Genomic DNA, 14,908 nt, shown 5'->3' on the forward strand with positions numbered 1-14,908 from the left:
TTTGCTAATTATTTTAGCAAATTTGCTGTATGTCGCATGAGGAAAACCCGGAGTTTTTTAAGGGTAGAGGGGCCCAGGTAAATACACACAACCGCTTTTTAAAAAGTAAGTATGTTTTAGAACACCCCGAAGGGTTGGACGAACAACTGCTGGAAAATACCACTACACAGCTTTTTGAGGAAACACCGAAAAAAATTGTTAGCGAAAGCAATAGCCCGGACCTAAGCCATTTCTTTTCTATCAATCCTTACCAGGGTTGCGAACACGGGTGTATATACTGCTACGCGCGCAATAGCCACGAGTATTTTGGCTTTAGTGCCGGGCTTGATTTTGAACGCAAGATAATTGTAAAGCGAAACGCCCCGGAGTTGCTGGAGACGTATTTTAACCGCCGCGGTTACCAACCGGTGCCTATTGTGCTATCGGGCAATACAGACTGCTACCAGCCTATAGAACGCAAAGTAAAGATAACCCGTGCGCTACTGGAGGTGTTCCTTAAATACCGCAACCCGGTAAGCATTATCACCAAAAATAACCTGGTGCTGCGTGATATAGATATCCTGTCGCAAATGGCAAAGATGAAGCTGGCGCATGTAAACGTATCTCTTAATTCGCTTAACGAGCAGTTGCGCCAAAAACTGGAGCCACGTACTGTTACCGCAACCGGCAGGCTGGCCGTTATACAGCGCCTCTCCGAAGCAGGCATCCCCGTGCGAATTATGGTAGCACCCATTATACCGGGGCTAAATAGCAACGAGGTTCCCGATATTATAAAGGCCGCTGCCGACCGTGGTGCCGTATCGGCAGGGTTTACTATTGTAAGGCTTAACGGTGCCATAGCCGAAATATTTACCGACTGGGTGCACAAGGCCTTCCCCGATCGCGCCGAAAAGGTACTGAACATGATTAAGGCCTGCCACGATGGCAACCTAAATGATAGTGACTTTGGCCGCCGCATGAGCGGCAGCGGGCCAATAGCCAACTCCATTCATCAAATGTACCGGATGGCCTGCACGCGGTTTTTAGCCGGTCGGGACATGCCGGAGTATGACCTTAGTTTGTTTACGCCTAAAAATGGAAAGCAGACGAGTATGTTTTGAAACCTATATTAGGTTTGAGGGTATTTCTATCATCAGAGATTTATCAGTTTCTATTTGATCAACTCTATGATTATAAATTTTGATTAGATCTCTAAGACGTAAAAGAATATCGCCCTTGTTAAAAACACTTATTTCTTCTATGTTTTGAGACACGAAAGATTCAATAGATTCTACTGTAATTTGTTGTTGACAAATTTGCTCTGCATTTTGCCTTGTTCCAATTAGCTTGTTATCAGGAACTATCAAAAATGGCTTGAAACCTTGTGAAATATTGTGTTTGCATTTTTCAAAAACAGGCTGCATTGGTGCGACAGTAACATGAAATGCAGTACTACCAATAAGAAAATCGCCGGGACGACTTGTTTGCATATCCGCTGTGATTCCAGACTCATTTGAAATCTTAATTTCAGGAAAGCGCAATTGAAGCTTTGCACCTATTAGGTGTTGTGCTACATAGCCGGCTTTCCCCTCATGAACCGCAGTTTTCAATAAATTGTGGATAGTTGACCAAGTGGAAAGTTCCGGATTAAACACGAACTTTATTTTCTGCCTGTTGTGAAATTCAATAACCTTATCAACTAAGAAACGCTGCATCGCAGTTAATATAACATTTCTTTCACCATCACTTAATTGATTAAGACGCAAATGCGACAAAGCATTTAGCAGTGTCTTTACCTCAGATGGCCCGCCTCTATTTGTGCGTCCACCTTCCTTGGCAAATGGCCTTTGTTCTCCAAAAGATTTTAAAATAGCTGCTACGGCAATCCCACTCGCCCCCTTTATTTGCATCCCTCCCTTAGCAACATGATTATTAAAATCTAGGTCATAATCATTCTGCAGTCGGTTTAATATCACTAATGCTGTTGCTATACTTCCATTTGCTGGCCCACCATTTGCTTTTACAAAGGTTAGAGATTGATACCAATGTAAAAACTCCTCAGGCAGGCTTTGCATATTCATCAATATTTTCTGAAGTTAATCTGAATTGTTTGGTTAATTTTATAAGTGTAGGTGTTAGGTATTTTTCTCCTATCCAAGTAATAACTGGCACACAAACGGCATCACCAAAGCCGAATAATGCCTCTTGATCAGTTCCTGTTATTGTAAAATCATCCGCTCCCATTAGTCTTGCGCATTCTAAAGGGTTCAATAGTCTTATTTTTATTTCGCCTCTACCAACATGGATAAGAATTTGCCGTGCGCTACCTCCTTTTGGTGTTCTTAAACAACCTGCTATTCCATCAAATCTAATTTCTGCCATGGACTTTCCATTTCGCTTCCGTCTAAATGCTGTCAAATAAGAAACTTCCTGTTTATCCCTTAATTGAATCAATTTAATAAAGTGTCGTTCAAAGGTTTGATTTAAAAAATAATTTACTCTTTCAGTACTCCACCATGCTTTCGATTGATCCTCAACTTCCTGAACAATCTGCTTTAACGATAAAGATAGTGATGGCAAGGGCGGTAATTCATGGTTTATGTCCCAATTAATCTCTGGATGGTTGAATACGAAATTCACTAGTTTTTTCGGTCTAATGTCAGTGGGTGGGAAAAGATGACGCAGTTGCGGCTCTCTACAAACTCCAGTATATTTGCCGACAATAAACAATCTAACCCTACTTTGAGGCACAAAATGTACAGCATTTATAATAAATACATCTACGGCATATCCAATACAATTCAGTGCTAGAAGGGCGTCCTTCAAATCGTCGCCATTATGAGATGTTAGGAAGCCGACTACGTTTTCTAACAGTACCAAATTGGGACGCCTTTCTCCCATTTCAGTTAATATTCTTATAAATCCCCAAAAAGCAGAAGAGTGCTGCCCGTTTAATCCTTCTCTCTTCCCAGCAACTGATAAATCTGTGCAAGGAAAAGATGCAGTCGCTAGTGAAGCCGACGGCATTGATTCTTCTGACAAATTATGAATATCCTCTAAAACAAAATGACTTTCTGAATTTAAAAAGTTATTGGTGTAAAGCTTCTTTTTTACAGGATCAATATCGTTAGCATATGTGACTTGCCAATCAGCTTTTTCAAGTCCTGATCTCATCAGTCCAATGCCTGCAAAAAACTCGATAACATTTTTATCAATAATTTTTTTCACCATTACATGCCCTGTTTCAACTTGTATTCTTAACCGAAAGTATGAACTCTACGAAAGTACAAAATCAATCGCTAATAGCGCAGACTCGTATGTAAGAAGCCAACAAATTCAAACAAAAAAGCCATCCTTTAAAGGATGGCTTTTGATATAAGTTATAAGTGATCTGCTTATTGTGCGTTCTCTTCTTCAAGCGCCATTTGCTCGTCTACCAATATACGGCCGCAATGCTCGCATACGATGATCTTTTTGCGCTGGCGAATATCGCTCTGGCGCTGTGGCGGGATCTGGTTAAAGCAACCTGAGCAAGAATCGCGCTGGATGGTTACTACTGCAAGGCCGTTCTTAGCGTTGTTACGTAAACGGTTGTAAGCAATAAGCAGGCGCTCTTCTATGTTAGCAGTTGCTTTCTCTACCTGAGATGTCAACTCGTTCTCGTCCTTTTCAGTTTCAGCTGTAATGGTGCCCAACTCGTCTTTTTTAGCCTGCAGGTCAGCACGGCGTGCTTCAAGGTCGGCAAGTGCTTTCTCGTAAATAGTGGTTTTAGATGCTATCTCAAAACCAAACTCACGTATCTTCTTTTCGCTTACCTGTACATCAAGGCCCTGTATCTCAATTTCTTTTGATATAGCGTCGTACTCGCGGTTGTTCTTAACCTCGTTAAGCTGTGCTTCGTATTTTTTAGTGTTCGCCTGCGCCTCTTTAATAAGGTTCTTGCGGGTTACAATTTCGTCCTCAAGATCGTCAAGCTCATTTTTTATTTTCTGAATGCGGGTTTCAAGCCCGGCAACATCATCTTCCAGGTCGGCAACTTCCATTGGCAATTCGCCTCTTACCTGGCGTATCTTGTCAATTTTTGTGTGGATAGTTTGCAGGTCGTATAAAGCCTTAAGCTTTTGTTCTACGGTTTGTTCCATTAAATAAAATATTTGACGGGGTTTGTATTCACTGTTGTTAAACGGACGGCAAAGTTAACAAATTTTTTCTGAATAATTTCACACAATAATTGCTGCGTAAATTGCTCACTTTCAAAATGTCCGATGTCGGCAATCACTATCTTTCCCTCAGCATCAAAAAACTCGTGGTATTTGTAATCGGCGGTTATAAAAATGTCTGCCCCGGCAGCAATAGCATGCTTGAGCAGGAAGCCGCCCGAACCGCCGCAAACCGCTACTTTACGGATAGGTTTACCCGTTAAAGCGGTGTGACGTATTACTGCGGCATTCATTTTTTGCTTCACAAGACCTAAGAAAACTTCAGCCTGTTCCGCGTTTTCCAGCTCACCTATCATGCCGCTGCCAATTTGCTGGTGCTGATTGGTAACGTGATACAGGTCATACGCCACTTCCTCGTAAGGATGCGAGAGCACAAGCGCCATAATGATCTTACTTTCCAGATTGGCGGGATAGATGGTTTCAATCCGTATTTCGTGCTCGCGGTGGCGTTTGCCCGGCTCACCCACAAAAGGTGTAGCGTTCTCGTCAGCTTTAAAAGTGCCAAATCCTTCCGCGTTGAAACTTGTTTCGCTGTAGTTGCCAATATGACCAGCCCCTGCTTCAAACAACGCCGACCGTACCTGCTCGGCTTGCGCAACCGGCACATAGGTAACCAGTTTTTTTAGCAGTCCGGTTTTAGGTGAGAGTATACGCGTATTCACCAGGCCCAGGGTTTCGCAAATACGGGCATTTACGCCCGTCATAATATTATCCAGGTTGGTGTGTATGGCATAAAGCGCGATGTTGTTGCGGATCGCTTTCTCTACCACGCGTTCTACATACGTTTTCCCGTTAAACTTCTTTATCCCTTTAAAAACTATTGGATGGTGCGAGATGATCACCTGGTAACCGTTGGCAATTGCCTCATCAACCACTGCTTCGGTGCAATCTAAGGATACCAGCGCCTGATGAACTTCCTGCTCAGGATTGCCTACAATAAGGCCGCTGTTATCGTAATCTTCCTGGTAAGCCAGTGGCGCAAGGCTTTCCAGGTAAGCTGTAAGTTGTGCTAACTTCATAATGGTTAAAGGTAAAAACCTAAGCCAACATAACAATACTGCCAATCTATTTGTTACGTTCCTGCTTGTGGCAGCGCGTTGCTATCCTGGAAATTTTTCCGTTATTTGATCTTGTAAATGAACCCCTATCAACAAAAACGCACCTGGAAATATTCGCTTTTGGCGTTTGCCGTAGTTATTGCCAGCGGCTCTTTATTTTACACCAGTTACCTGGTGCGCAACATTGCGCAAAGCGAACGCACGCGGGCACAGGTATGGGCGTTGAGCATGAAACAGATCACCTCATCAGATGATGCCGATTTCCTGAGCTATGTTATAGCGGTGAGGGACAGCTCCACCGTGCCAGCTATTATTGTTAATGAACAAGGAGACATGAAGTTTACCCGCGGACTGGATAGTACCAAGACATTTATTAAAATGGATCCGCAGGAGCTTAAACTCAAAAAGCAAACGTACGATCTTGATTATTTTAAAGGCGAGCTGCAGTACATGAAAGAGCAGCATGAGCCTATCCGTATAAAAATGCTTGGTGATAATTTATTGGTTTATTACAAAGACTCGGACCTTTTACGCCAGCTTAAAATATTCCCGTATGTGCAGCTGTCGGTGATTGCTATATTCCTGATGGTAGCTTATACGGCGTTCAGCTCATCGCGCCGGTCTGAACAAAACCAGGTTTGGGTTGGTCTTGCCAAGGAAACCGCGCATCAACTGGGTACACCCATATCGTCGCTTATGGCCTGGATCGTACTTATAAAAGACAAGTTTAACGCCGAGGATGACCCGCTAATGGCGGAGATGGAAAACGATGTAAAGCGCCTGGAGATTGTTGCCGACCGCTTTTCTAAGATCGGCTCTAAACCTAAGCTGGAAACACATTCCGTTTACGAAGTGGTAAAAGATTTTGTAGATTACTTTAAGGTAAGGGTAAGTGATAAGATAAGCTTTGAACTTACCGGTAACCGAAGGTTGATAGCCGGGTTGAATATTCCGCTGTTTGACTGGGTTTTAGAAAACCTGCTGAAGAACGCCGTTAACGCCATAGAAGGTACCGGCAGTATTAAGGTTAATATAAGCGGAAGCCGTGCAAAAAAGCAGGTATTTATAGATGTTACAGATACAGGTAAAGGCATACCCCGTTCTAAGTTTGAGACCGTGTTTCAGCCAGGCTATACCACTCGTAAGCGCGGCTGGGGACTGGGTTTGTCGCTTACCAAACGTATAATAAACAACTATCATAATGGGCAAATTATGGTAAGGGATTCTGAAGTTGGTAAGGGCACTACTTTTCGCATCGTTTTAAAAAGCTTAAACAATGATACCAAGACCACATCCTGATGACTACTCGCCACAGGCTGCAAATTACGTAGCACAAGTTCCGGAAGGAGCGGATGTATTACAGTTGCTCAGAGACAATCAGCAGATCACTTACGATTTGTTCAGCAACATGACCGAAGAGCAAGCTATGCATAGCTATGCACCAGGCAAGTGGACGCTGAAGGAGATGCTGGGACACATGATAGACACTGAACGGGTGTTCAGTTTCCGCGCGTTTGTGTTTTCACGGGAAGACATTGCATTGCCGGGATTTGACCAGGACACCTACGTTAACAGTACTGATTTTAACAACCGCACCTTACAAAGCCTGGCAGAGGAGTTTAAAGCGCTTCGTACAACTACTTTATTCCTGTACGAGTCATTTAGTAATGAGCAACTTCAACAGAGCGGCATGGCGAGCGGATACATAGTAAAAGTAGGGGCATTGGTTTACATTACCGCCGGGCACGAACTGTACCATCATCAACTGATTAAAGAACGTTACCAATAAAAAAAGCGGAGCAACTCGTAAGTATGCCCCGCTTTTCCGGTTAGGTTTGAAAATATCTTTAGCAATCTGGTTTAATTACAACCAATTTGCATCACCTTATAAAGATAGCTACGAATAAATAATAAACAATAGCAATTAAATATTAATTAACTGCTATTGTTTATTAAGCTACTCTTTAGAGCCTTGCTTCTCTAAATACTTCATATCTGCCTTATAAGACAGGTATAAGCCTATACCACCAAATATTGCAATTAAAGAAAAGTATACTGCCGGATTTTCTTCACCCTCATGGTGCAGAACAGTGGAATCAAGCAGGTATGCTAAAAACAATCCCAAACCACATCCGATAAGCAATAAGCCCCATTTCAAATTGGTGTGCGGCTGCGGCAGATCAACTTTGGGGTTCATGCCCCTTTCAATCATTGCCATCCGCTCGCGGTTGCGGATATAAAAAATGCCAAAGATCATTGCGAAAAAACCCAGCGGAACTAATATGGGTATTAAAACTCTTTCCATGATAAGTATAATTTTAAGTATATAATTTGTGTTGTTAAACACACCATTGTGGTGTATTTGTAAGCTCTGACTACACATCTGTTAACGAGGTTACAGGCTGGTATTAAAATTTACATCTTTAATTTGATCATGTGGCGAACAGATTTCCATTGCTGTCACCGTTTCTACTATTATCCCTTCACATCAATTATAAATTTAAAATATTAAATTTAGGTGTAACCTAATTTATGAAGCTGTTGTCAGAGCTATTATTGATATGATCAGGAAGTTTTCGGACATAGAGCTAATTGAGCAAACACTGGCAGGCAACCAGTCGGCTTATGCCGATCTGGTAAAAAGGCACCAGCGCTTTGTTTTTACGCTTGCTTTGCGGTTTACCAAACGCCGCGAGGATGCCGAAGAGGTTGCACAGGATTGCTTTATAAAAGCTTACAGATCGCTTACCGGCTTCCAAAAGCAATCAAAATTTAGCACATGGCTCTATAGTATTGTTTATACTACTGCTATGACCTTCCTGCGTAAAAAACGGGTAGACACATCGTCTATTGATGATGAGGCAACCTGTCTGCAAATAGAAAGCCGGCCAAGCGCTTATGACACGCATAATGCGGAGAATAAATCAAGGTCGTTTTACCTCAACCAGGCTATAGAACAATTGTCGGCAGATGATGCTGCAATTATAACCATGTTTTACAAAGGCGAGCAATCTCTTGAAGAAATAGCGCGCACGATGGGCATTGAAGCCAACACTGTTAAAGTAAAACTATTCAGGGCGCGCCAGCGTTTGAAAGACAAGCTGGAGCACAATTTAAAACACGAAGTGAACGAATTGATATGAACCACATAGAAGAAAAGCTTTGGAACTATATTGATGGTTCCTGCACGACAGCAGAGGCGCAACATATTGCCGGGCTTATTGAGCAAGACGAAGTATACCGGTTAAAATATCATGAGCTGCTAAAGCTGAATGATGAATTTAGCACTATGGAACTGGATGAGCCGCCCATGGCGTTTACCTACCATGTTATGGAGGGCATTCGTGCCGAGCACGCTAAGCAACCACTGAAAGCGGTTATAAACAAGCGTATTATATGGAGCATTGCCGCCTTCTTCATTGTAACAATACTTGCTTTGCTGGTTGTTGCATTCAGCTCCCTTAATTGGACAACTACAGCAAGCACCGGGGTTAAACTTCCGCAACAACTTAATGCGGCACACATAAACAATATCTTTTCTGGCGCCCTTATGAAGGGATTCCTGTTTTTTGGCTCGGTGATGGGATTATTCCTGGGCGATTCGCTCCTGAGGAAAAAATCCGGTTTGAAGCAAGTTTAGCATTAGTGGTGTATAATTTTGCTGACACATTGTACAAATGCCTTTACAGTTTTACCATAAACTTAATGTAAGCTTTACACCTTTAAACATATTGAAACAAATGCAACTGTTTTTGGTACGGTGTTTGTAAATACTTATGCGGACCGGTAATCTACCGGTTAATTGTGATAAGGTTTAGGTTGAAAGTCTCCCGGCGCAAGGTTGGGAGGCTTTTATTTTTTTACAAGCTTTTTAATTTTTCTGTTTTAAAAGCAAACGTCACGGTTAAACCATTTCACAAAAAATTCATCCTACAATTGTTACCTTAGCGCAATTGTATAAAATTAAATGAAACAGCCTTTGATATACTTTTTCAGCATGCTTATGGCGTGTTGCATAACTACAAAAACATTTGCACAGGAGCCCCGTATCCCCGAAGCCAGTTCTACGCAAACGCTTATACAGGATTTTGGATTAGGTAAAATCACCATTACCTATTCCAGGCCTAACGTAAAAGGCCGCAAAATATTTGGCGGTATTAACCCTTACGGTCAGGTTTGGCGCACTGGTGCCAACTCCGCTACCACCATCACCTTTAGTGAAAACGTTATTGTAGAAGGCAACAAAGTACCTGCGGGCACCTATTCTCTCTTCAGCATTCCTGAAGAAAAGGAGTGGACCATTATATTAAATAAAACCGCAAAACAATGGGGCGCTTATGGTTACAAGCAAGAGGACGATCTGCTGCGTTTCAAGGTGAAGTCTATATACTTATCTGAAAAACGCGAGACCTTTACGCTACAATTTGCAAACTGTACAACAAAAAGCAACGACTTATACATAGTTTGGGACCATACCGGTGTTATTATACATATGCAGACCGATGATGACGCGCAAATAACAGCTAACATCGAAAAGTTGATGCTAAATCCTGATGTAAACAAACGCCCTTACTTTAACGCTATACAGTACTACTACGAGAACGACAAAGATCTGAACAAAGCTATGACATGGGCGCTGGAAGCAGAAAAAATTGAACCGAAAGCACCATGGTACAAGTTGTGGAAAGCTCGTATACAGTTGAAGATGGGCGATAAAGCTAAAGCCATAGCCACTGCACAAGAAGGCATAAAGCTGGCTAAAGCTACAGATGACGAGGAGTACGTGAGGCTTAACGAAGCTGTAATTACTCAGGCTAAAAATTAAAACTCTCTTATATGATATTGAAGAGCCGCATTAAGCGGCTCCTTTTGTTTTAAGTCGCTTAACTTAATTCAGTAACGCCTGGTGATGTTGGGTTTTCCCTTATAAAAAGGTTTAACAGAGATGCCAGGATTATGACGCCAATGCAGCCGATTGCATTGAGCCACAAATAAGCTACAACGTTATAATAACCCATAACACAAATTATAGCTTCGGTAAGTACCGCGGCAATAAAAACGGGGGTAGACTTGATTGACTTCAGATAAAAGGCAACAACAAAAACACCAAGGATAGTACCGTAGATGTAAGAGCCCAGCTGGTTCACAGCCTCTAAAAGATTGCCAATTTTACCGGCATATAGCGCCATTACAATGCAAACCAATCCCCAAAATACCGTTGCCAGCCGTGAGGCCATTACATAATTCCGATCTGACGCTGTTGGATTAATGATTCGCTTATAAATATCTACCACTGTTGTTGAAGCAAGGGAATTAAGCCCGCTTGCGGTTGACCCCATCGATGCCAAAAAGATGACAGCAATAAGCAGCCCAACCAGCCCGCGTGGCAAATAGTGGGTTACAAAAGTGAGGAACACGTAGTTAGTATCATTAACATCAGCGTTGCTGTTATTTTTCTTTATTACTGCAATAGCATTTGTACGTACTTTATTCATTTGCACATCTGCCAGTTTCATCCGGGACTTCGCGGTATTGATCAACTGCTGATCATCCGTTTTTATCGCCTTGTCGAATTGTATTGCAGATGCTTTCCTTTGCACAAAAAGCACATTATATTGATGCTCTAACTTATTGTAGTCTCCCGCATAGGCGCTTTTCTTAACCTGTTCTTCTTCGTAGTTGTTAAAAAACACTGGTGGTCGGTTAAACTGGTAGAAACTGAACACTAGTACGCCTACCAATAATATCAGGAACTGCATGGGTATTTTCAACAAACCATTCATGATTAACCCCATACGGCTTTGGCCAACATTACATCCCGTTAAGTACCGGCCAACTTGGCTTTGATCGGTACCAAAGTAAGATAGCTGTAGAAAAAAGCCACCTATAAGGCCACTCCATATATTATAGCGGTTATCCGGATCAAATTTCCAATCTATAACGTTCATCCTCCCGGCATATCCGGCCAATTTAATGGACCTTGCAAAGCCTATATCTCCAGGCATCAACATAACGACAAATACTGCGGCCAGGAAGATGCCGGCAAAGATGATGCTCATCTGTATCAGCTGTGTATACGATACCGCCTTAGAACCTCCATAAACCGTGTAAAACAACACCAGTAAGCCGATGAACAGAGTGGTGTACGTAATATTAAGATGCAGTATTCCTGATAAAACAATAGAAGGCGCGTAGATGGTAATACCCGTAGAAAGCCCTCTTTGTATAAGGAACAACGTTGAGGTGAGCACACGCGTTTTTAGATCAAAACGTTGCTCCAGGTATTCATATGCTGTATAAACTTTCAGTTTATGAAAGATAGGTACAAAGGTTACGCAAAGCACGATCATAGCCAGCGGCAACCCAAAGTAAAACTGAACGAAGCGCATACCGTCGCTATACGCCTGCCCGGGAGCAGAGAGGAAGGTAATGGCGCTGGCTTGCGTAGCCATAACCGATAACCCCACATGGTACCAGGGGAGCGAGCGGCTGCCCAGGTATTGATCAATGTTTCTATTACCGCCACCTTTCCATACGCCGTAAAGCACAATGGCCAGCAGCGTAAAGCCTAGCACTATCCAGTCGGCACTGCTCATTCAAACGAACGGGTAATAAGCCAGAACATTAAAATTAAAAAAACCAGCCATACAACCACAAGGGCGTAAAACTGGTTCCAGCTTTTTATGAAAGAAGGGAGGCTATCCTCAGACGTTTTCACGGCCTCTCACCAAAAATTTGATAAACAAGGCAGCAGTAAGTAAGCCTAAAACGCCACCTACAGGTATATAAATAAATCCCCTGTCTACTATAGCGCCAACAAACATTCCGGCTAACAGCGCTACCAGGTAAAAAACATAGTCAAAGTTCTTTTCTTCTTCGTGGTGATGATGAGACATAGTATTACGGTTTAAAAATCCGAAGCAAATTTATACTAATAAACGCTTGAAGCCTAATTGTATTATCAATTTTTCGGCTTGCTTAATAAATTAACAAACAGGCGGTATGCACCCGGTACGCCGGCCGGTAACTCCCGGAAGAACACCAGCGACGTATATACAAACCGTCCTTTGCCATAGTTTGCCACCGCCAGCGCGCCTTTGCTCTGGGCATCATTAGGATCGCCCATTTGCAGCGGTGTTTGGTACTCAGGTGCCAGATTAGTTAGCATATAAATGCTCCGTTCCTGTATCCAATCCTTAAAGTCGTCTTGTGTAATCTTGTTAGGATAATTAAGTACAGGGTTATTGCTGTCTGTAATGGTAACCGGCGCATCTTCATTAGTTACGCGCTGATTAACTATAGTGAACGGATAAGGGCCAATCTCCCGTGTAACCAGCGGGTTATTCACATTATACTGTACTACCAGGTTGCCGCCGTTCTTTACATACTCCATTAATCTCGGTTGCTGATAAGGCAAGCGCTGATTGGTGTTGTATGACCTTACGCCAAGCACAATGGCATCGTAGGAGCTAAGATCACCATTTAATATTTCGTTCTCTGTAAGCGGGTGAACTTCGTAACCAACCTCACGCAGCGCATCAGGTATTAAATCACCGGCACCTGCAATGTAGCCAATTTTCTTGCCTGCAGTTTTCAGGCTGATGTTTACCAGTTTTGCCTGGGCAGGCGGGAACAATGTGATTGATGGGATATGCTCATACCTCATCTGCAGCAAGCCTTGAGAAAACTGTTTGCCGTTTGCCGTTACTATTACATCAAAGCCTGCGGTATTTGTTCTAGTGTCTGTTGGGGCTACAGTAAAGGCAACCGTCCATTCGTCGCCGGCTTTCTTACCGATAAAATCTATTTTCTCGGGAGTTATCTTCCATCCGGCAACCGGTTTAACACTTACCGAACCAGCTGCATTTGTGAAAGCCTTTAATTTCACCTGAACAGTTTGCGGCTGTGTAGAATTAAAGATGTAAGCCTTTTCCGCAATGTTGGCCGTAACAGGCGGCGCGATCACCACCGGCTGGTATATCTCGCCACGTGCCGGATCAACATATTTAAACTGAACGGTGCGGTTATAACTTATATCCCTGCCGTAAATGTTAAAAATATAAGACACCTTTGGGGCATATGGATTTTCGGGATAACCCGCTAAAGTATCGTTCGCCAGCACATAGGAACCAATGTTGTGAGATGTCTGCAGCCAATAAGGTTGAGATAGCACCTTTAAAGGCATACGAAGATCTTTGTTATCAAATGGCACAGTAGTAACCTCACTGGCGCTAAGATTCCAGTTATCCGTTCCGGTCATGGCTTTTATTGTTTCGCCCCCTCCGTCTACTTTCAAGCCAGATATTGGAACTTTGTTCCTGTTTATCATCTGGTTATTTACGGTCATGCTATCGCCAAGAGCATAGGTTGGCTGTGCAGCGTAACTTTCAAACCATAAGCCGGCGCAAGCAGCAATCAGGTCTTTTACTTCAGTTGTTTTTTGCTTGTGCCAGTACTCGTAGTCTGCCGCTGCAGTTGCCGTTAGGCGTACAGTTTGCATGGCCTTATCGGTAGCAATGGTTTTATCTACCTTATCCAGCAAACCCACCAAAGCCTTTACGGAGTTTTGGGGGGCATCGTCATTAAAATCTTTTGTTATTGCCGCAACTTCTGCACCTATAGATGCACCGGCTGGTATCCTGCTCCAGGTAGTTTGTACGCCGTCCATTAGGTCGGCCTTTGGTGCATCACCTAAAATGGTTTTAAAGTATTCAAAAGCATCACCTCGTTGGCGTGCCGAACCAAAGCCCTGGGTTTTGTGGTTACTGCGGCTTTCTGCAGCTAATTCGCCATAGCTTTCGCCCAGGACGGGGTTATAAATACCAACATTCAGCTTAAACTGATCTTCTGATGTGGTATTGGTATTACCAAAGTTAAATGTGTTCCACAACAGCCTTTTTGCCTGCCAAACTTGTACATATTTTAGTTGTTCCGGGTAACGCTTGGGGTCAGCAGCGGCGCTGAACGCCTCCTGCGCAAGAATAGCTGATGCCGTATGATTGCCGTGGCCACCCTCACCTGTCGTAGGGAATCTACAGATCATCACATCCGGGCGAAACTTGCGTATTACCCAAACCATATCGCCAAGCACCTTTTCTTTGTCCCAAAACTTAAGTGTTTCCTCCGGATTTTTAGAAAAGCCAAAATCATTTGCACGACTAAAAAATTGCTCCGCGCCATCAACCCGCCTTGCAGCCAACAGTTCCTGCGTACGTATAAGGCCCAGTAGTTCGCCCTGCTCGGTACCAATAAGGTTTTGGCCGCCGTCGCCCCGGGTAAGTGATAAATAGCCTGTACGGTAATGCTTTTCCTGTGCCAGGTAGGCAAGCAGGCGGGTGTTCTCATCATCCGGATGAGCGGCTATATACAACACACTGCCAAGTACATTTAATTTCTTAAGATTTTGCCGTATAGTGCGGATATCTGCAGGCGGCGCAGTTTGAGCCACAACAGTACCAACGACTACTAACAAAGACAATGTGAAGAATAATTTACGCATCATAAGGCAAATATATTGTAAAGCAGTCCTTCACTATAGGCTCACCTGTATTATTATATCATCATAAACTAATATTTCATGTTGATGTGCATGCTAAGCGATTGTTTTGGCATGGTTATCACTTAAAAGTTCAAAACAGACATTACAAAGAC

Annotated in this window: 14 protein-coding genes; 6 read left to right on the top strand and 8 right to left on the bottom strand. The window is 43.0% G+C overall.

Translation table 11 applies throughout. The annotated features are described in order from the left end of the window. Positions 1–29: 29 nt before the first annotated feature. Positions 30–1,100, top strand: coding sequence for a PA0069 family radical SAM protein (locus DYU05_RS19305; RefSeq protein ID WP_117384798.1), 1,071 nt, complete (start codon positions 30–32; stop codon positions 1,098–1,100). A 3-nt stretch (positions 1,101–1,103) separates the two neighbouring features. On the opposite strand, the gene DYU05_RS19310 is transcribed toward DYU05_RS19305, so the two are convergent. The 4 genes from DYU05_RS19310 to DYU05_RS19325 all read right to left on the bottom strand — a co-directional run bounded on the left by DYU05_RS19310 (position 1,104) and on the right by DYU05_RS19325 (position 5,218). Beyond that, entirely contained in the window at positions 1,104–2,060 is a 957-nt protein-coding gene (locus DYU05_RS19310) for a DUF4928 family protein (protein ID WP_117384799.1), read from the bottom strand. Then, positions 2,038–3,210, bottom strand: a complete 1,173-nt coding sequence (locus tag DYU05_RS19315) for a DNA cytosine methyltransferase (protein WP_117384800.1) — start codon at positions 3,208–3,210, stop codon at positions 2,038–2,040. The genes DYU05_RS19310 and DYU05_RS19315 overlap by 23 nt, the downstream gene beginning before the upstream one ends. Before the next feature lie 164 nt (positions 3,211–3,374). Then, on the bottom strand, positions 3,375–4,121 hold the full coding sequence (locus DYU05_RS19320) for a zinc ribbon domain-containing protein (RefSeq protein WP_117384801.1): 747 nt from the start codon (positions 4,119–4,121) through the stop codon (positions 3,375–3,377). After that, positions 4,121–5,218 (bottom strand): Nif3-like dinuclear metal center hexameric protein, encoded by a 1,098-nt coding sequence (locus tag DYU05_RS19325; protein ID WP_117384802.1) that lies wholly within the window; start codon positions 5,216–5,218, stop codon positions 4,121–4,123. Before DYU05_RS19325 ends, DYU05_RS19320 begins: the two co-directional genes overlap by 1 nt. Before the next feature lie 117 nt (positions 5,219–5,335). On the opposite strand from DYU05_RS19325, the gene DYU05_RS19330 reads away from it, so the two are divergent. Further along, on the top strand, positions 5,336–6,556 hold the full coding sequence (locus tag DYU05_RS19330) for a sensor histidine kinase (RefSeq protein ID WP_117384803.1): 1,221 nt from the start codon (positions 5,336–5,338) through the stop codon (positions 6,554–6,556). Then, positions 6,534–7,046 (top strand): DinB family protein, encoded by a 513-nt coding sequence (locus tag DYU05_RS19335; protein ID WP_117384804.1) that lies wholly within the window; start codon positions 6,534–6,536, stop codon positions 7,044–7,046. Before DYU05_RS19330 ends, DYU05_RS19335 begins: the two co-directional genes overlap by 23 nt. A 168-nt stretch (positions 7,047–7,214) precedes the next feature. Here DYU05_RS19335 and DYU05_RS19340 read toward each other — a convergent pair whose 3' ends face one another. Next, complete coding sequence (locus DYU05_RS19340; protein ID WP_133300268.1) at positions 7,215–7,562, bottom strand: DUF6249 domain-containing protein; 348 nt, start codon at positions 7,560–7,562, stop codon at positions 7,215–7,217. A gap of 256 nt (positions 7,563–7,818) precedes the next feature. Here DYU05_RS19340 and DYU05_RS19345 point away from each other — a divergent pair, with 256 nt between their 5' ends. The 3 genes from DYU05_RS19345 (at position 7,819) to DYU05_RS19355 (ending at position 10,082) form a co-directional block, all read left to right on the top strand. Continuing rightward, entirely contained in the window at positions 7,819–8,400 is a 582-nt protein-coding gene (locus tag DYU05_RS19345; RefSeq protein WP_117384806.1) for an RNA polymerase sigma factor, read from the top strand. Further along, positions 8,397–8,897 carry a hypothetical protein gene (locus tag DYU05_RS19350; RefSeq protein ID WP_117384807.1) on the top strand — a complete coding sequence of 167 codons (501 nt, stop codon included), beginning with the start codon at positions 8,397–8,399 and terminating at the stop codon, positions 8,895–8,897. The genes DYU05_RS19345 and DYU05_RS19350 overlap by 4 nt, the downstream gene beginning before the upstream one ends. Positions 8,898–9,224: 327 nt before the next feature. After that, entirely contained in the window at positions 9,225–10,082 is an 858-nt protein-coding gene (locus DYU05_RS19355; protein ID WP_235854067.1) for a DUF2911 domain-containing protein, read from the top strand. Positions 10,083–10,140: 58 nt separating this feature from the next. On the opposite strand, the gene DYU05_RS19360 is transcribed toward DYU05_RS19355, so the two are convergent. From DYU05_RS19360 to DYU05_RS19370, 3 genes are all read right to left on the bottom strand, one after another. Beyond that, on the bottom strand, positions 10,141–11,853 hold the full coding sequence (locus DYU05_RS19360) for a sodium:solute symporter (protein ID WP_117384808.1): 1,713 nt from the start codon (positions 11,851–11,853) through the stop codon (positions 10,141–10,143). 108 nt (positions 11,854–11,961) lie between these two features. Continuing rightward, the gene (locus DYU05_RS19365) at positions 11,962–12,153 is read right to left on the bottom strand and encodes a hypothetical protein (protein WP_117384809.1); all 192 of its coding nucleotides are present in this window, start codon (positions 12,151–12,153) and stop codon (positions 11,962–11,964) included. 65 nt (positions 12,154–12,218) lie between these two features. After that, a complete protein-coding gene (locus DYU05_RS19370; RefSeq protein WP_235854068.1) occupies positions 12,219–14,759 on the bottom strand; it encodes a PIG-L family deacetylase in 2,541 nt (846 codons plus the stop codon). Positions 14,760–14,908 lie beyond the last annotated feature (149 nt).

The organism is Mucilaginibacter terrenus (genome assembly GCF_003432065.1).
GTDB lineage: Bacteria > Bacteroidota > Bacteroidia > Sphingobacteriales > Sphingobacteriaceae > Mucilaginibacter > Mucilaginibacter terrenus.